Raw genomic sequence first — 16,498 nt, 5'->3', positions numbered from 1 at the left:
CGTCCAGCCCTGCTCGGCGATCCAGTTCAAAAACGCCACGTCCTGGGTGTTGCCCAGCTGCGGGGTGGCGATCTTCTTGCCCTTGACGTCCTTCAGCGACGTGACCTTGTCCGGGTTGACCACGAGCTTCACCCCACCGGACGCGGAACCCCCGATGATCCGCAGACCCTTCCCGTCCGTCGTGCTGTAGCCGTTGATCGCGGGCGATGGACCGATCCAGCCGATGTCGATCGAACCCGAGTTCAACGCCTCGATCTCCGCAGGCCCCGCATTGAACTGCGAGTACGAGACCTTCGTGCCGCCCAGCTCCTTCTGCAGCAGCCCCTCCTGATCGCCCACGAGCGCCGTGGCATGCGTCAGGTTCGGGAAGTAGCCGATCCGCACGGAGTCGAGCCCGTCGACCTTCTTGCCCACGGCGGCGACCTTCGACGTGTCACCGCCCTTGGCCTCGGACCCGTAGCCACAGGCGGTGGCGGCGAGCGCGAGAAGGGGCAGAGCGGCTACGGCGGCGAGGCCGCGGCGCAGCTTGCTTCGGGTGGCAGGCACGGGAGGTGTTCCTCTCGTCGGCCCGGCGGTCACGTCTCTCAGGTCGTGGCCGGGAGGTCGGCTGGTCTTCGCTTTCGCAGGCGGTGGGGAGCGATGACGCACAGACAGTGCGCGTGCTCAAGCCCCACGGGGGCCGTCACCTCGCCGCACATCGCGCCACCCCGCCCTGCCCGCTACCGAGCGCACCGCTGCCGACGCGACCGCCCTCCTTCGCGAACGTGGAGTAGAAGTCGATGGAGTGGAAGCCGGTGGCGTCGAAGTCGTGGGAAGCCATGTCAGAAGTCCCAACCGTCGTCGTCCGCCTCGGCCTTGACCGGCTCCGGGGAGGCGAAGGACTCGCCGACCATGCCCGCGGTGAGCGTCGTGCCGTCGGACGGGTCGATCAGGATGAACGAACCGGTGCGCCGCGAGTCGGCGTACGAGTCGACGGGCAACGGCTCGGCCGTACGGATCTTGACGCGGCCGATGTCGTTGGCGTCCAGGTGACCCGGGTGGGGGTGCAGCGACAGGTCGTCGAGCGTCAGCCGGGACGGGATGTCCTTGACCAGCGCCTTGACCGTGCGGGTGCCGTGCTTGAGCAGCACGCGGTGGCCGATGGTCAGCGGCGCGTCGGCGACGTGGCAGACGGTCGCCTCGATGTCCTGCGTCGTCGCGGGCGCGTCCTTGGTCGGCACGAGCAGGTCGCCGCGTGAGATGTCGACGTCGTCCTCCAGGAGGACGGTCACCGACTGCGTGGTCCAGGCCACGTCGACCGGCTCGCCGAGCAGGTCGATCGCGGAGATCCGCGACGTACGGCCGGAGGGCAGCACGGTGACCGACTCGCCGACACGGAAGGCACCGGCCGCGATCTGGCCCGCGTACCCCCGGTAGTCCGGGTGCTCGGCGGTCTGCGGACGGATCACGTACTGCACGGGCAGGCGCGCGTGGCAGGTCGTGAGGTCGTGGCTGACCGGGACCGTCTCCAGGTGCTCCAGGAAGGTCGGGCCGCCGTACCAGTCCATGTTCGCGGACGGGTCCACCACGTTGTCACCGGCGAGCGCGGAGATCGGGATCGCGGTGATCTCGGGAACGCCCAGCTCGGAGGCGTACGCCGTGAACTCCTCGGCGATCGCCGCGAAGACGGACTCCTTGTACTCGACGAGGTCCATCTTGTTGACCGCAAGGACGACGTGCGGGACGCGCAGCAGCGCGGCGATCGCCGCGTGGCGCCGGGTCTGCTCGACGACGCCGTTGCGGGCGTCGACGAGGACCACCGTCAGCTCGGCCGTGGAGGCACCCGTCACCATGTTGCGGGTGTACTGCACGTGTCCGGGCGTGTCGGCGAGGATGAACCGGCGCCGGGCCGTGGCGAAGTAACGGTACGCCACGTCGATCGTGATGCCCTGCTCCCGTTCGGCCCGCAGGCCGTCGGTGAGCAGCGCGAGGTCGGGCGTGTCCTGGCCGCGGTTGCGCGAGGCGTGCTCCACGGCCTCCAGCTGGTCGGTGAGGACCGACTTGGAGTCGTGCAGCAGCCGGCCGACGAGGGTGGACTTGCCGTCGTCGACGGATCCCGCGGTCGCGAAGCGCAGCAGGGTGGTCGCCGACAACTGCTCGACCGACAGCGGCACGGTGGGTTCAGTGGTGCTCGTCATGGTTAGAAGTACCCCTCGCGCTTGCGGTCTTCCATCGCGGCCTCGGACATCTTGTCGTCGGCGCGGGTGGCGCCCCGCTCGGTCAGCCGGGAGGCGGCGATCTCGGTGATCACGGCGTCCAGCGTGGTGGCGTCCGAGTCGACGGCACCCGTGCAGGACATGTCACCGACGGTCCGGTAGCGGACGAGACGGGTCTCGACGCTCTCGCTCTCCTTCGGGCCGCCCCACTCGCCCGCGGTCAGCCACATACCGGCCCGCTGGAAGACCTCCCGCTCGTGCGCGAAGTAGATCTCGGGCAGTTCGATCCCCTCGCGGGCGATGTACTGCCACACATCCAGCTCGGTCCAGTTGCTCAACGGAAAAACGCGGACGTGCTCGCCGGGCGCGTGCCGACCGTTGTAGAGGTTCCACAGTTCCGGCCGCTGGCGGCGCGGGTCCCACTGCGAGAACTCGTCCCGCAGCGAGAACACCCGCTCCTTGGCGCGGGCCTTCTCCTCGTCCCGGCGCCCGCCGCCGAACACGGCGTCGAACCGCTCCGCCTGGATCTTCTCCGTCAGCGGCACCGTCTGCAGCGGGTTACGCGTCCCGTCCGGGCGCTCCTTGAGGGCACCGCGGTCGATGTACTCCTGCACGGAGGCCACGTGCAGCCGCAGCCCGTGCTTCTTCACCGTGCGGTCGCGGTACTCCAGGACCTCCGGGAAGTTGTGCCCGGTGTCCACGTGCAGCAGTGAGAACGGCACCGGAGAGGGCGCGAACGCCTTCAGCGCCAGGTGCAGCATGACGATGGAGTCCTTACCGCCGGAGAACAGGATCACCGGCCGCTCGAACTCACCCGCCACCTCGCGGAAGATGTGCACCGCCTCGGACTCCAGAGCGTCCAGATGCGACAGCGCGTACGGGCTGTCGGTCCCCTCCTCGGAGACATCGGCAACGGTCGTCGTCATGCTGCATCCCTTTCGTTCGCTTCTCCGCTCGCGCGGCGCAGAGGTGCGGCAATCGTCGTCGTCCGCGGCCCGGTGGCCACGCGTGCGTCGCTCACAGGACACCCCTCTCGGCGAGCAGCGCGTGAAGCGCTGCCGCGGACTCCTGCACGGACTGGGTGTGCGACTCGATGCGCAGATCGGGCGACTCGGGCTCCTCGTACGGGTCGTCGACCCCGGTCAGACCCGAGATCTCGCCCGCCGCCTGCTTGGCGTACAGGCCCTTCACGTCCCGCTCGCTGCACACCTCGACCGGAGTGGCGACATGCACCTCGATGTACGCGGCCCCGCTCGCCTGGTGGCGCTTGCGCACCGCCTCGCGGCTGTCGGCGTACGGGGCGATGACCGGCACCAGCGTCTTCACGCCGTTGCGGGCCAGCAGGTCGGCGAGGAAACCGATGCGCTGTACGTTCGTGTGCCGGTCCTCGCGGCTGAAGCCGAGGCCCGCCGTCAGGAACGTACGGATCTCGTCGCCGTCGAGCACCTCGACGCGGTGGCCCTCCTCGCGCAGCCGTCCGGCCAGTTCGTACGCGATGGTGGTCTTGCCGGCGCTCGGCAGACCCGTGAGCCAGATGGTGGCTCCGGTCACTTGAATCTCCTGGTTCATCGAATTCATCGAGGTAGCAGCCATGGTCAGCCGTGCAGTCCGCACTCGGTCTTCGCGCGGCCCGCCCAGCGGCCGGCGCGCGCGTCCTCGCCCTCAAGCACCCGGCGGGTGCAGGGGGCGCAGCCGACGGACGGGTAGCCGTCCATCAGCAGGGGGTTGGTGAGTACGCCGTGCTCGGTGACGTACGCGTCGACGTCGTCCTGCGTCCAGCGGGCGATCGGCGAGATCTTGACCTTGCGGCGCTTCTCGTCCCAGCCGACGACCGGGGTGTTCGCCCGGGTCGGGGACTCGTCGCGGCGCAGGCCCGTCGCCCAGGCGCTGTACTTGGTGAGCCCTTCTTCGAGGGGCTTGACCTTCCGGAGCGCGCAGCACAGGTCGGGGTTGCGGTCGTGCAGCTTCGGTCCGTACTCGGCGTCCTGCTCGGCCACGGTCTGGCGCGGGGTGAGCGTGATGACGTTGACGTCCATCACGGCCTCGACCGCGTCCCGGGTGCCGATGGTCTCCTCGAAGTGGTAGCCGGTGTCGAGGAAGACGACGTCAACGCCGGGCCTCGCGCGGGAGGCGAGGTGGGCGACCACCGCGTCCTCCATCGAGGAGGTCACGCAGAACTGCTTGCCGAAGGTGTCCACCGCCCACTGGAGGATCTCCAGGGCGGAGGCGTCCTCCAGGTCGCGGCCGGCCTGCTCGGCGAGAGCCTTGAACTCGGCGTCCCGGCCGCTCTCAAGGTCCGTCTGATTCTTGCTGCCGGTATCGGTATCGGTATCGGTCTGAACGGTCGTCATATCTCGTCCCCTCCACCGTCGTTGCGCTGAACCCCTCGGGACAGCAGCCCGAGGAACTTCAGTTGGAAGGCTCGACTGCATGCCGCGCATTCCCACGCGCCGTGGCTGCCTTCGATGGCTTCGCTGGGACGCAGGTCCTCGTCGCCGCAGTAGGGGCAGTAGAAGGGCGCCGCACGCTCACTCATGACAACGCCTCCTCAGAAGCCCGCGTGGCCCACGTGGCGAAGCGCTCGCCGTCCTCGCGCTCCTCCTCGAAGCGCTTCAGGACGCGCTCGACGTAGTCGGGGAGTTCGTCCGAAGTGACCTTCAGGCCACGGACCTTGCGGCCGAAGCCGGCCTCCAGGCCGAGCGCGCCGCCGAGGTGTACCTGGTAGCCCTCGACCTGCTCGCCCTGGTCGTTCAGCATCAACTGGCCCTTGAGGCCGATGTCCGCGACCTGGATACGGGCGCAGGCGTTCGGGCAGCCGTTGATGTTGATGGTGATGGGCTCGTCGAACTCGGGGATGCGGCGCTCCAGTTCGTCGATCAGCGAGGCGCCGCGGGCCTTGGTCTCGACGATGGCGAGCTTGCAGTACTCGATGCCGGTGCAGGCCATCGTGCCGCGCCGGAAGGGCGACGGCTTGGCGGTCAGGTCGAGCGACTCCAGGCCCTCGACCAGCGAGTCGATCCGGTCCTGCTCCACGTCGAGCACGATCATCTTCTGCTCGACGGTGGTGCGCAGCCGGCCGGAGCCGTGCGCCTCGGCCAGTTCGGCGATCTTGGTGAGGGTCGCGCCGTCCACGCGGCCCACGCGCGGGGCGAAGCCCACGTAGTAGCGGCCGTCCTGCTGACGGTGCACACCGACGTGGTCGCGCCAGCGGGCGACCGGCTGGTCGGGGGCCGGGCCGTCGACGAGCTTGCGCTTCAGGTACTCGTCCTCAAGGATCTGCCGGAACTTCTCGACACCCCAGTCGGCGACCAGGAACTTCAGCCGGGCACGCGTCCGCAGGCGCCGGTAGCCGTAGTCGCGGAAGATCGACAGGACGCCGATGTGGACGTCCGCGACCTCGTCGAGCGGGACCCAGGCGCCGAGGCGCTGGCCGATCTTCGGGTTGGTGGAGAGGCCGCCGCCGACCCAGAGGTCGAAGCCGGGGCCGTGCTCCGGGTGGTTCACGCCGACGAACGCGACGTCGTTGATCTCGTGCGCCACGTCGAGCAGCGGTGAGCCGGAGATCGCGGTCTTGAACTTGCGGGGCAGGTTCGAGAAGTCCTTGTTGCCGATGACCCGGCGGTGGATCTCCTCGATGGCCGGGGTGCCGTCGATGATCTCGTCCTCGGCGATCCCGGCGACGGGCGAGCCGAGGATCACCCGGGGCGTGTCACCGCAGGCCTCGGTCGTGGACAGCCCGACGGCCTCCAGGCGCTCCCAGATCTCCGGGACGTCCTCGATACGGATCCAGTGGTACTGGACGTTCTGCCGGTCGGTGAGGTCCGCGGTGCCCCGCGCGAACTCCTGCGAGATCTCGCCGATGACCCGCAGCTGCTGGGTGGTGAGGCGTCCGCCGTCGATCCGCACCCGCAGCATGAAGTACTTGTCGTCCAGCTCCTCCGGCTCCAGGATCGCGGTCTTGCCGCCGTCGATCCCGGGCTTGCGCTGGGTGTAGAGGCCCCACCAGCGCATGCGTCCGCGCAGGTCGTTGGGGTCGATCGAGTCGAAGCCCCGCTTGGAGTAGATCGTCTCAATGCGTGTCCGCACGTTGAGACCGTCGTCGTCCTTCTTGAACTGTTCGTTGCCGTTGAGCGGGGTGTAGTGACCCACGGCCCACTGACCCTCGCCGCGGTGACGGCTCACCTTGCGGCGGGGCGTTGCGGCAGCGGGATTCTGTGGGGTGGCGGCCATGGTTCTACGTCCTTCGGGACAGGCGGATGCGGCTTCGACCTGCGTGTATGCGCGCGTACGGGCATACGTGCGCGTCTTTGCGCAAGGCGAGACAAAGGGGATGTCGGCAGTGCTGGGCTCGGGGTCAAAGGCCCCCGGTGCCTTGTGTCAGCAGGCCGGACAGATGGCGCTGGACATGCGGCCGAGGTCGACGTGCCGCCGACTCACCAAGGCAATTCCAGTTCCAGACATGACGGAAGCGTGTCACGGCGATCTGGACACAGTCCAGCTTCGTCCACGATGTGGACACCCTTGTCTCGGTACGCGAGACAAGGGTGGTGTCGGTCACACGGCGGTCACACGGCCGGTCGCACGGCCGGGATCCGGCCACGTCCTGCCAGGTCAGCTTACGTGCGCCCCTGGCCAGGGCCCGGGTGCCGTCACGTCAGGCTCCTCCTCGACCTTGGTGTCGAAGAGCTTGAAGCCGCGGCGCAGGTAGTTGTCCATCGCGTGCTCGCCGTCCTTGCTGCATGTATGCAACCAGACGCGCTTCGTCTGCGCCCGCCCCGGCCAGCGGTCGGCCAGGTCCCAGGCCCGTGCCACGCCGTGGGAGAGGAGGTGCCCGCCGATGCGCCGGCCCCGGAAGGCGGGGATCAGACCGAAGTAGACGATCTCCACGACGCCGTCGTCCTGCGGCTCCAGCTGTACGTACCCGGCGGGCGTCCCGCGGTCGTACGCGACCCAGGTCTCCACGCCCGGCCGCTCCAGGTCCTCCTGCCACTGCGCGTACGTCCAGCCGAGCCGGTCCGTCCAGCGGATGTCGCCGCCGACCGCCGCGTACAGATAGCGGTTGAACTCGGGGGAGGGCACCTCGGCGCGGACGATCCGGACGTCACCGTCGGGTGCGGCGGCGGGCAGCTGGTCGGCCGGGGAGACCTGCTCCAGGGACCACGTGGTCACAGCGATGCTCATGCGGGCCAGAGAACCACGAAGGCGGGCCCCGCTCCAAAGCGGGGCCCGCCTCCGGGGGTGCTCACGTTGACGGCTGCCGCGGGCTCACTGTTGACGCCCGGGGCCGCGGGTCACCGGGGGCTGCTCGGATCACTCCACCGAGCCGTCGACCTCCGACAGCGGGACCGCGTACAGGACCCGCTCCGGGATCGCGGGCAGCTCCCATTCGTTGTCCTTGTTCGCCGCCCACTCGGTGAGGGTCCACAGCTCGCCGGTCTCCTGCCAGTACGACAGGGACTCGGTGTGCTGGCCCCAGCAGGCGTACGACCCGCCGCCCCCGCACTTCGCGGCCTTGGCCGTGCTCTCGGTCTGCCGCCAGAGCGTGCCGTGCCGGTCGCGGGTGCCCGGCGCGTACCCCGTGTACCAGTCGGCCTTGCTCGCGCCGCTCGGTTTGTGGGAGAGGACGCCCTGCAGCCCGACGGCCTCGGTCTCGTACGCCTCGTCGGCGTTCACGTTGCCACTGGCGTTGCTGCCGAGCAGGCCCGTACGGTCGCTCGCGGTGCTGTAGTGGTAGCGCCAGACGCGGGCAGGCTCGCTGCCTCCCGAGCTGAACCACTCGTTCGCGACCAGGCTGTCCGGTGTCGACGTACGGTCGAGGGAGATCGAGCCGAAGCAGGGGACCGCGTTGTCGTTGCTCGCGGAACAGGCCCCGCCGGTGAGGTTGTAGGAGCCGATGGCCGGCATCACGTACTGGTAGCCGCGTGCCGACCAGCCGCCGCTCACCTTGCCGATCTCGGTGCTGTTGACGTCGGCCCGCAGGATGCGGTTCATGTCGAAGACGAACAGCGCGTTGTTGTGGTCGGCGCCGTTCTTCGCGGTGACGATCAGCTTGTCCTGGTACCAGACCATGCCGCCGATGTGGGAGCGGACGGCTCCGAAGTCCTTGCCGCCGGAGAGCGGGGCGACCAGCAGGACCCAGCGGTACTTGAGGTTCTTCGGGTCGTTCGCGTCGATGAACGCGACCCGGGCGAGGCCCTTGTCGTCGGCGGGCTCGCCCGCCTTGTGGTCGTTGTGCGTCCAGCCCGCGAGGATGACCCGGTCGTTGCCCCACTTGCCGTCGTTGTCGGCGTCCCCGGAGGTGGTGACGGACTGCGGCAGCCACTTCTGTGTCGTCGCGTCCCCGCTGTCCCAGCAGTAGGCGCGGGTGGCGGTCGGCTCGACGGGCAGGGCGGCCGACTCGGTGGCGTCGCAGTCGGCCTTGTTCCGCATCGGGTGGTTGGCGCTCTCCAGGACCGCGTCGACCCCGACGTTCCCGCCCATTCCGCTCTGGAGCGTGTCGAGCGTCGTGCCGCTGACCAGGTTCTCGTGCAGCTGGAGCTTGTTGACCCCGGAGGACGAGGTGATCGACGTCAGCGGGCCCGGGTTGTCGCTCCCCGCGGCCTGCGAGGTGCTGATGATGGTGGCGGCGGCGGTGAGGGCGAGGGCGGTCCCGGACAGCGTGGCCCGCAGGACACGCCCCTTCTTCCGGCGGCGGTGTCTGCCTCGATACGTCATAGGTCCTCCCGTCGTCGGCCAACTGCCTCCTGTGATCCGGCGGTTGAGCGCCGGAGGCGGCAGATGTGGGGGGCCGTGGGAAGGATGGTACGTCAGAGGGTGGGTGGCCCGGTCGAATACGCCGGATTCGGTAGGGATCGCGCTTCTCGAAGCGCTGACCGTGGCCGGTGTTCGCGCCGTGGGATGCTCACTTGTGCTCGGCGGCGGTCGCCCAGGCCGGCCCGGCGGAAACCGCCCAGGGCGACAGCGCGGACTCATCCGTCGGCGAGCGGGACCAACGGGAGGGCGGTGCGGATCACTTCGACGGGGTCGTCGACCGAGAGTCCGAGCTCCGTCAGCCAGAGGTGCACCCGTTCGATCGGCTCGTGCATCAACTGGGCCCGCGAGAGCAGGTTCTGGAAGGAGACGTGCTGGTCGGCCGACAGCAGCATGTCCTCTTCGTTCGTGCTGAGAAGCATCAGTGCGTTCGGGTACGAGAGTCCTTCCGGCAGTTTCGAACACGACAACTGGATGCCGTGCGCGGTCAGTCGGGCCGCGATCTCCTCCGGGCTGGTGAGGAGCCTGCGCGCGGCAGCCAGCACATGGGCGAAGGGCATGCCCTCTGAGGTCGTCACGCCGAACCAGGAAAGGGGCCCGTCTTCGGTGAACAACTCCGGGTCCAACGCTGAGAACGAACGGGGTTCCTGGAGCGGGATGTCGAGACCGAACTCGCGCAGACGGGCGGCAACGTCCCACACTGTCATGTCCAGTTCACTTGCCGTGTACAACAGGTGGGTGTAGTTGACGGGGCCGCCCGGTCGCAGAGGCGCCTCGATGCCGCCGTAGTCGTCGGAGTGGTCGGTCACTAGACGCTCGTCCGTCGGCTCGATCTCGTCGGGAAACGGCTTCGGCGGAAGGAACCCGAGCTGCTCGTACCACTCGACGGCCTCGGCGGGAGTGAGCTGCAATTCCTCGGCGGCGAGCAGAACGTGCAGGGGAGGGACCGGTTCGGTGTGAGACAACCCCGGTTCGACGTCGTGTCCCAGATAGCCGAGTGCCTCGCGCAACAGTGCGGCCAACTCCTCCGTCGGCTCCGTCGGCAGATGCGTTCCGTCCGCCTCCAGGCCGCATCGCACGAGGCGGTCACAGAGATCGGGAACCGTGATACCGAGCTCCAAGGCCGTGGAGACTATGTCCGCGCAGTGGACCGGGGTACCCGGCACGAGCCAGGACACTCTGTCCTGGCTCAGGTGGGCGAGCAGCACCTCGTCCCTCTCGACAGCCGCGGCAGTCACGTACACCTCGTCCGGTACCACGACGCCCCGCTCACGCCATAGGTCTGCCGTATCGCCGACCGTGGCCCCGGTGTTCGCCGCCTCACGCACCAGTGAGGACACCGTGACGGTCCTTCTGCGCGCGGCGGTCTCACGTTGTGCGTTCCGGACGAGCTTCTTGACGGTTCCCGGGGACACCGGGACGTCGGGGAACGCCTCCGACGGCAGGTCGTGCAGGCCCAACCGGGCCGAACGCAGGGCGACTTCGCGAGGCGTCGTCCCGAGGGTCAGAGCCGCTGCCGTGAGTCGCTCGTGTCTGTCCTGGGGGTAGTCGTCCATCCTCAGTCCCATGGCCAGCAGGTGGTGGTCGGAGGGCAGGGCGGGCAACACGGAGGCCACGAGCGTGATTTCCGGGCACAGCTCGGCGAGCTGGTTCACCGTCTGGTGCGGTCGGTGGGCCAGTAGCCGCCACAGGAAGACATGATCGGGCACCGCGGACGTGTCCTTCAGCAGCGGATTGGGCTGCTGTGACGAGTAGGGGACCAGGTCCCTCCGGATGAGGTGGGCATCCATGGGCAGGAACCCCGTACGGGCGGTGTCGAAGAACGATTTGCCACCGCGGAGCCGATGGCCTGTCGAAATGCACTTCTTCGCGATCAGGTCGGCCGTTGCCATGCTGCCGTGGGCGACATCGCACAACCAGGGAAAGTCCAGGATCGACGCGCCGTCCGACACGAGGCACTCCAACGCGCCGGTCAGCAGCTCTCGGACCGTGTGGCGCAGGTCGTCGAGCACCTGGGACCGGTCCGCCGACAGCCGCTCGGGCGAGAAGGCCCCCGACAGGTTGACGACGACGCCGGTCAGTCCGGACGGCTGCGACGACAGCACATCACCGCGTGCCGCCGGCTGGACCACCAGCCCGTCGACCAGCAGATCGCCGCCGTGCCCGCACCAGATCACCTGCGCCCCCGCGGGCGCGTCCGGCCAGGGCACTTGGACGCCGGCAGCGTCGAGACCGAACAGTTCTCCGTCCGGCCGCGTACGGCCGCTCAGCTCCCCAGGCGTCCAGTGGAGGACATCGCTTCCGTGCCGTGCCACCGTCGGGAACTCCGCGATCCCCAGCAGCCGGCTCAGAACATCGGTACAGGACCAGGCCGAGCCTTCCTCCTCGGACCGCTCCTCACCCGGCCGCAGGTAGATCCGGACGACGGTGCCCGGCTCGTCCCCCCGCTCCGCCACCCGCACAATCCGGAACAGGTGCCCCGGCCCGAAGATCGACACCTCGAGAACCGGACCCGGTGTACCCGTCGGACCCATCCGGCAGGTGGTCACTCGGATCTCGTCGGCCAGCATGAAGTAGCTGAGCACGCCGATGCCGAAACGGCTGTTGGGATGGAAGGCCACCGGTGGGTCGAGCCGGCCCCAGGCCGCGCGTTCCTCCATGAAGTCCGGCTGCTCGGCGAAGCGGGCGCCGGCGTTGGAGAAGACGCCGCGGAGCTCCGCCTCACCCATGCCGATACCGTTGTCGTGGCACTCCAGGTACGCACGGCCCTCGTCGTCGGTGTCCTGGTCGAAGGAGACGCGGCCCTCATACGTGTACGAGGCGGCCGAGTCGGAGCGGTCGAGGTACTCGGTGCGGGCCCGCCGGTAGCGGCAGGCGTCGAGCGCGTTCTGGTACAGCTCGCGCACCGCCAGGTCGCGGTCCTTGTAGAGCTGGACCCCCATCAGCAGGTCCCGGATGCGCCTTTCGTCGAGGCGGAAGCCGGCCCAGGCGGTGAAGGCGCCGTCCGAGGGCCGTACACCGTCGCAGGACAGGCGGCTGGGGAGCGCGGGCATCGGCTGGTTGATCCGGACCCGGACCGTGCGGCTGACGGTGTGCAGCAGCTCGTCGGCCCGCGCCGTGTGGGCCCGCAGACCCTCGATGACCGCCTCGTGCGCACAGTCCGCCCGAAGCACCGGCAGATCGGGCGCTCCGCCCCAGCTCGATCCCTCCAGGGTGCTCCGCAGCCGGGACAGGTCGACCGGGTGCGGGATGCCCAGATGCTCGGCCACGATGTCGGGCAGCGCCGTCATCTCGACGGACACCGCGTAGGCCAGGGCGGTCACGAGTACGAGTCGCTGGTCGCGGACGCGCTGGTGGCCGGGCCCGCGCAGCCGATCGTCCACGGGGAGCGCGTCCAGGTACTCGGGGTTGCAGACGTCGGGACCTCGCCGGAGCCCGTGCAGCAGCCTGCTCACACGGGTCGCGTCGAGTGCGTCGCCCAACGCGTCGGCGGGTTCACCGATGGCCCGCAGCAGCCGCACCACCGAGCCGTCGTCTCCGTACGCGTCCTGCCGCACCAGCCAACGGTGGAACAGCCACCAGCCGATCGGGTTCTCCGACTCCCGACGCAGCAGCGCGCGTTGTACCAGGAGACCGTGCTCGTGGGCGAACGCCTCGAACGAGTTCCGCTCCGACCCGCCGGCGTCCGCCACGGGTTCCAGCGTCCAAGGCCGTACGTCCAGTCGCCGCACGGCGGTCTGCAAGGCATGGACGCGGTACAGGTACGGGGTGAGTACGAGCAGTGCGGCCTCGGCCGGATACAGGTCGAGAGCCGTGCCGTTGCCCGGCTCGCCGAGCAGCCACTCGATGCGTTCGGCGAACCGGGGCGCGAACCCCGGCTCCTGCCAGGGGTCTTCGGCCACAGTCGGCTCTGCCTCGTCGCGAAGGACGGCGAGGCGTGTGGCCGCGGACGCGGCCAGTTCCCGGTAGCGGGCGGTATCACGGCTCTCTGGAACATGCTCCCAGACGCTCGAACCGCGTGCGTGTGCCGCCCAGCCGTCCTCGGTGGCCGACGCGGACCTTTCCGCCGACGTGGCCTGCTGAATCATCAGTCGGTCGACCGACCCGATCTGCACGACCGAACCCGCCACTGTGCAGTCGCCCACCATGTTGTGGCTGTTGGGGTGTTGCATGTCGCTGTGCCCTCCGACCCTCCAGAGAAGGACAGCGTAAGAGGCGCGGACGCATGCCAGGGGTGGTTCCCTTCAGCGCTGTCGCGCCACCCGCGCGTTCAGCACCCCGGGAGCCGTCGAGTGCGGCAGCAGCTCCAACGGGTCGTCCGGCATGAGCAGTTGGACCTCCGCCGATTCACAGAAACGATACGGCCGGTGGTCCAGGACCGCCCCCAGATATCGGCGTACGCGGGACATCTCGGCGCGTACGGTCACCGTGCGGGCGGGGTCGCCGAACAGGTCGTCGGCCAGGGCGGCGGCGCTGAGGCCGGTGCGGTGCAGGGCCAGGAGGCAGAGCAACTCGGCGTGCCGCGGGCTCAGTTCGTGGGTCCAGGTGCCGGTGACGCCCGTCACGGTCACCGACCAGCGGCGCGGCTGCGACAGGTCGAGGGCGATCCGGGTGGCGCCGCGGGGCGCGGGCTCCTCGTCCGTGGCACGCACCAGCCAGCCGCCGGGCAGCGGTTCCACCGAGCACCGGCCGAGCGTGGGCAGCCAGATCCGGTCGGCGCCGATCGTGCTGGGCAGCGCGAGCCTGTCCACGTACGGCATACCGGTGATCGCGGCGGTCCAGCCGTCCTTGTCGACGGCGAGCGCGCGGCCGGTGACCCGGGCGAGGACCGGAGCGGCCACCGCGCGCAGCCGGTCGAGCGCGGTCAGATGCCGCTCCCGCAGCCGCGCCTCGGCGAGCTTCGCGACCGAGTCGACCCAGGCGAGCGTCGCCGGATGCATGGTCTCCCAGGGCCCGCTGATGTCCACGACCCCGATCAGCCGGCCGTCGCGCGGGTCGGTGATGGGCGCGCCCGTGCAGGTCCAGGTGGCGTGGGTGCGTACGAAGTGCTCGGCGGCGAAGACCTGGACGGGGCGGCGGACGACGGCGGGCGTGCCCACACCGTTCGTGCCGACGACCTCCTCGCCCCAGTCCGCGCCGATCTCGAAGCCGAACCCGTCGGCCTTGCGCAGCACCGGCCGGCTGCCCTCGCGCCACAGCACCCGGCCCTGCGCGTCCGCCACGACCATGATGTGGTGGGTGATGTCCGCGACCGACAACAGCCCCTGCCGCAGCACCGGAAGGACGTGCCGCAGCGGGGAGTCGCGCCGGCGCCGCTCGACCTCGTCGGGGCCGAGCAGCCCGGCCCGGAAGTCGTGGTCGGGGTCGACGCCGGAGCGCAGCATCCGCCCCCAGGACTCCCCGATGACCGGCCGCGGGTCGAGCCGGGCGCGCTCTCCGGCCAGGGTCGCGTTGCGCACCTCGTCGAGCACCCGTGCCGCCTGCGCTGTGTCCACCGCGGCGAGCCGCGTCACGTCCATCGGCGAGTACACCACTGGGTCCTCCCGGAGAGCCTGAGCGGGCAACCGGTCCCGGCCGTCCGGCCGAGGGACCCGAAACCCGTACTGACTGCACGTTTCATAGTGCCGTCTGTCCGTCGCGGAGGGCGACAGTCCGGACGCGAGGGGGAGATTTCACGCAGGGTGCGGAGAGGTTGCAACCCCCTGCAACCCTGGTGAACTTCCGCCGTATGTCCAAAAATTGGCGCAACGCCGCCTCGCGCGGTGTGCGTGCTCCGCTCAACGGGGCCATGGAACGGGGGTGGTGCCGTGTCGGCGCAGCACCACCCCCGTGCCCCGTACGCGAGTTGACGGCGGCTCAGGAAACGGGCCGCGCGCGCTCGACCACCGAGCCGAGGTCCAGGGTGTGCGGCAGCGTCCCGAACGACGCTCCCCAGTCCCCGCCCAGGCGTGAGGCGCAGAACGCGTCGGCGACCTCCGGCGGCGCGAACCGGACCAGCAGCGAGCCCTGGAGCACCACCGCGATCCGCTCGACGAGACGCCTGGCGCGTCCCTCGATGCCCTCCAGGTCGGCGAGTTCGGTCAGCAGGTTCTTGATCGCGCCGTCCAGCCGGTGGTCGGCGCCACGGGACCTGCCGACCTCCTGCAAGTAGGCGTTGAGCGCCGCCGGTTCGCGTTGCAGGGCGCGCAGGACGTCCAGCGCCTGGATGTTGCCCGCGCCCTCCCAGACGGAGTTGAGCGGAGACTCGCGCAGCAGCCGCGGCATGCCCGACTCCTCCACGTAACCATTGCCGCCGAGGCACTCCAGGGCCTCCACCGCGACCGGCGTGCACCGCTTCGTCACCCAGTACTTCGCGGCCGGTACCGCGATCCGCAGGAACGCCCGCGCCTGCTCGCCCCCGTCGTCGTACGCGGCCGCGAGGCGCAGCCCGAGCGTCGTCGCGGCCTCCGACTCCAGAGCCAGGTCCGCGAGGACGTTGCGCATCAGCGGCTTGTCGATCAGCCTGCCTCCGAACGCCTCGCGGTACGTGGAGTGGTGGACGGCCTGCGAGACGGCCTGCCGCATCAGCCCCGCCGAGCCGAGCACACAGTCCAGCCGGGTCGCCGCGACCATTCCGATGATGGTGCGCACCCCGCGCCCCTCGTCCCCGACCCGGCGCGCCCACGTGCCGTCGAACTCGACCTCGGCCGACGCGTTCGACCGGTTGCCCAGCTTGTCCTTGAGCCGCTGGATGCGGAACACGTTCCGGGTGCCGTCCGCCAGGACCCGCGGCACCAGGAAACACGTCAGCCCGCCCGGTGCCTGGGCCAGCACCAGGAAACCGTCCGACATCGGCGCCGAGCAGAACCACTTGTGGCCCGTCAGCTCGTACGTCCCGTCCTCGGCCAGCGGTCGCGCGGTCGTCGTGTTCGCGCGTACGTCGCTGCCGCCCTGCTTCTCCGTCATGCCCATCCCGAAGAGCACGCCGGCCTTCTGCCCGGCGGGCCGCAGATCCTGGTCGTAGACCATGGACGTGAGCCGGGGCTCCCACTCGGCGGCGAGCGCCGGGTCGGTGCGCAGCGCGGGCACCGCCGCGTGGGTCATCGACAGCGGGCAGCCGTTGCCCGCCTCGACCTGCGTCCAGACGACGAAGGCGGCCGCGCGCCGCACATGCCCGCCGGGCCGTGACCACGCCGCCGTCAGGCCCGCCGAGACTCCCTTGCCGAGCAGCCGGTGCCAGGACGGATGGAACTCGACCTCGTCGATCCGGTTGCCGTAGCGGTCGTGGGTGCGCAGCTTCGGCGGGTTCTCGTTGGCCAGCGCCCCCCACGTCTGGACCTGCGCCGATCCGGAGGTCCGCCCGAGGGCCGACAGATCGCCGTGCGCCTCGTCGAGCAGCTGTGGGTCGAGGTGCCGGTCGACCGCCTCGACGAGGGCACGGTCGGCGTTGAAGACGTCGTACGAGACCAGTGGCGGAGCCTGGTTGGTCACGGTGTGGGTGCTGGCTGCCATGTTCCCGAACCTACCCCTCGGTACGGCGGTCGTCACCAAACTCCCGCCGCACCGGGCCGCGT

14 protein-coding genes are annotated in these 16,498 nt (G+C 69.9%); all 14 read right to left on the bottom strand.

Translation table 11 applies throughout. The annotated features are described in order from the left end of the window. Positions 1-546 (bottom strand): ABC transporter substrate-binding protein (locus ACIBEI_RS35410; RefSeq protein ID WP_398894472.1); only part of this gene is annotated, 546 nt, incomplete at its 3' end. 136 nt (positions 547-682) lie between these two features. Further along, entirely contained in the window at positions 683-820 is a 138-nt protein-coding gene (locus tag ACIBEI_RS35405) for a hypothetical protein (RefSeq protein WP_398894487.1), read from the bottom strand. Position 821: 1 nt separating this feature from the next. Beyond that, the gene (locus ACIBEI_RS35400; RefSeq protein ID WP_055616315.1) at positions 822-2,177 is read right to left on the bottom strand and encodes a sulfate adenylyltransferase subunit 1; all 1,356 of its coding nucleotides are present in this window, start codon (positions 2,175-2,177) and stop codon (positions 822-824) included. Positions 2,178-2,179: 2 nt separating this feature from the next. Continuing rightward, on the bottom strand, positions 2,180-3,121 hold the full coding sequence (gene cysD, locus ACIBEI_RS35395; protein WP_398894471.1) for a sulfate adenylyltransferase subunit CysD: 942 nt from the start codon (positions 3,119-3,121) through the stop codon (positions 2,180-2,182). Positions 3,122-3,212: 91 nt separating this feature from the next. Continuing rightward, a complete protein-coding gene (cysC, locus tag ACIBEI_RS35390; protein WP_398894469.1) occupies positions 3,213-3,764 on the bottom strand; it encodes an adenylyl-sulfate kinase in 552 nt (183 codons plus the stop codon). 26 nt (positions 3,765-3,790) lie between these two features. Next, positions 3,791-4,546 carry a phosphoadenylyl-sulfate reductase gene (locus ACIBEI_RS35385; RefSeq protein ID WP_398894467.1) on the bottom strand — a complete coding sequence of 252 codons (756 nt, stop codon included), beginning with the start codon at positions 4,544-4,546 and terminating at the stop codon, positions 3,791-3,793. Beyond that, complete coding sequence (locus ACIBEI_RS35380) at positions 4,543-4,731, bottom strand: hypothetical protein (protein WP_361068922.1); 189 nt, start codon at positions 4,729-4,731, stop codon at positions 4,543-4,545. The genes ACIBEI_RS35385 and ACIBEI_RS35380 overlap by 4 nt, the downstream gene beginning before the upstream one ends. Further along, positions 4,728-6,425: a nitrite/sulfite reductase gene (locus tag ACIBEI_RS35375; RefSeq protein WP_398894466.1), complete on the bottom strand. Its 1,698-nt coding sequence runs from the start codon at positions 6,423-6,425 to the stop codon at positions 4,728-4,730. Before ACIBEI_RS35375 ends, ACIBEI_RS35380 begins: the two co-directional genes overlap by 4 nt. A 147-nt stretch (positions 6,426-6,572) precedes the next feature. Continuing rightward, the gene (locus tag ACIBEI_RS35370; protein ID WP_313904670.1) at positions 6,573-6,656 is read right to left on the bottom strand and encodes a putative leader peptide; all 84 of its coding nucleotides are present in this window, start codon (positions 6,654-6,656) and stop codon (positions 6,573-6,575) included. Between the two features lie 150 nt (positions 6,657-6,806). Next, positions 6,807-7,376: a GNAT family N-acetyltransferase gene (locus ACIBEI_RS35365; protein ID WP_398894465.1), complete on the bottom strand. Its 570-nt coding sequence runs from the start codon at positions 7,374-7,376 to the stop codon at positions 6,807-6,809. A gap of 129 nt (positions 7,377-7,505) precedes the next feature. Beyond that, complete coding sequence (locus tag ACIBEI_RS35360; RefSeq protein WP_398894463.1) at positions 7,506-8,909, bottom strand: hypothetical protein; 1,404 nt, start codon at positions 8,907-8,909, stop codon at positions 7,506-7,508. A gap of 254 nt (positions 8,910-9,163) precedes the next feature. Then, complete coding sequence (locus ACIBEI_RS35355) at positions 9,164-13,117, bottom strand: ATP-binding protein (protein WP_398894462.1); 3,954 nt, start codon at positions 13,115-13,117, stop codon at positions 9,164-9,166. A 72-nt stretch (positions 13,118-13,189) separates the two neighbouring features. Continuing rightward, positions 13,190-14,464 carry a GAF domain-containing protein gene (locus ACIBEI_RS35350; RefSeq protein ID WP_398894486.1) on the bottom strand — a complete coding sequence of 425 codons (1,275 nt, stop codon included), beginning with the start codon at positions 14,462-14,464 and terminating at the stop codon, positions 13,190-13,192. Positions 14,465-14,801: 337 nt separating this feature from the next. Next, complete coding sequence (locus ACIBEI_RS35345) at positions 14,802-16,436, bottom strand: acyl-CoA dehydrogenase family protein (RefSeq protein WP_398894461.1); 1,635 nt, start codon at positions 16,434-16,436, stop codon at positions 14,802-14,804. Positions 16,437-16,498: the final 62 nt, after the last annotated feature.

Source organism: Streptomyces sp. NPDC050988 (assembly GCF_044456225.1).
Lineage (GTDB): Bacteria > Actinomycetota > Actinomycetes > Streptomycetales > Streptomycetaceae > Streptomyces.
Note: the sequence above shows the minus strand (reverse complement) of the source record. Positions and strands in the feature narration are given on the sequence as shown.

Excerpts from the sequence above, each read along its gene's own strand:
- ACIBEI_RS35405 (WP_398894487.1), bottom strand. The coding sequence starts at position 820 with ATGGCTTCCCACGACTTCGACGCCACCGGCTTCCACTCCATCGACTTC.
- ACIBEI_RS35400 (WP_055616315.1), bottom strand. The coding sequence starts at position 2,177 with ATGACGAGCACCACTGAACCCACCGTGCCGCTGTCGGTCGAGCAGTTG.
- cysD (WP_398894471.1), bottom strand. The coding sequence starts at position 3,121 with ATGACGACGACCGTTGCCGATGTCTCCGAGGAGGGGACCGACAGCCCG.
- cysC (WP_398894469.1), bottom strand. The coding sequence starts at position 3,764 with ATGAACCAGGAGATTCAAGTGACCGGAGCCACCATCTGGCTCACGGGT.
- ACIBEI_RS35385 (WP_398894467.1), bottom strand. The coding sequence starts at position 4,546 with ATGACGACCGTTCAGACCGATACCGATACCGATACCGGCAGCAAGAAT.
- ACIBEI_RS35380 (WP_361068922.1), bottom strand. The coding sequence starts at position 4,731 with ATGAGTGAGCGTGCGGCGCCCTTCTACTGCCCCTACTGCGGCGACGAG.
- ACIBEI_RS35375 (WP_398894466.1), bottom strand. The coding sequence starts at position 6,425 with ATGGCCGCCACCCCACAGAATCCCGCTGCCGCAACGCCCCGCCGCAAG.
- ACIBEI_RS35370 (WP_313904670.1), bottom strand. The coding sequence starts at position 6,656 with ATGTCTGGAACTGGAATTGCCTTGGTGAGTCGGCGGCACGTCGACCTC.
- ACIBEI_RS35365 (WP_398894465.1), bottom strand. The coding sequence starts at position 7,376 with ATGAGCATCGCTGTGACCACGTGGTCCCTGGAGCAGGTCTCCCCGGCC.
- ACIBEI_RS35360 (WP_398894463.1), bottom strand. The coding sequence starts at position 8,909 with ATGACGTATCGAGGCAGACACCGCCGCCGGAAGAAGGGGCGTGTCCTG.
- ACIBEI_RS35355 (WP_398894462.1), bottom strand. The coding sequence starts at position 13,117 with ATGCAACACCCCAACAGCCACAACATGGTGGGCGACTGCACAGTGGCG.
- ACIBEI_RS35350 (WP_398894486.1), bottom strand. The coding sequence starts at position 14,464 with ATGGACGTGACGCGGCTCGCCGCGGTGGACACAGCGCAGGCGGCACGG.
- ACIBEI_RS35345 (WP_398894461.1), bottom strand. The coding sequence starts at position 16,436 with ATGGCAGCCAGCACCCACACCGTGACCAACCAGGCTCCGCCACTGGTC.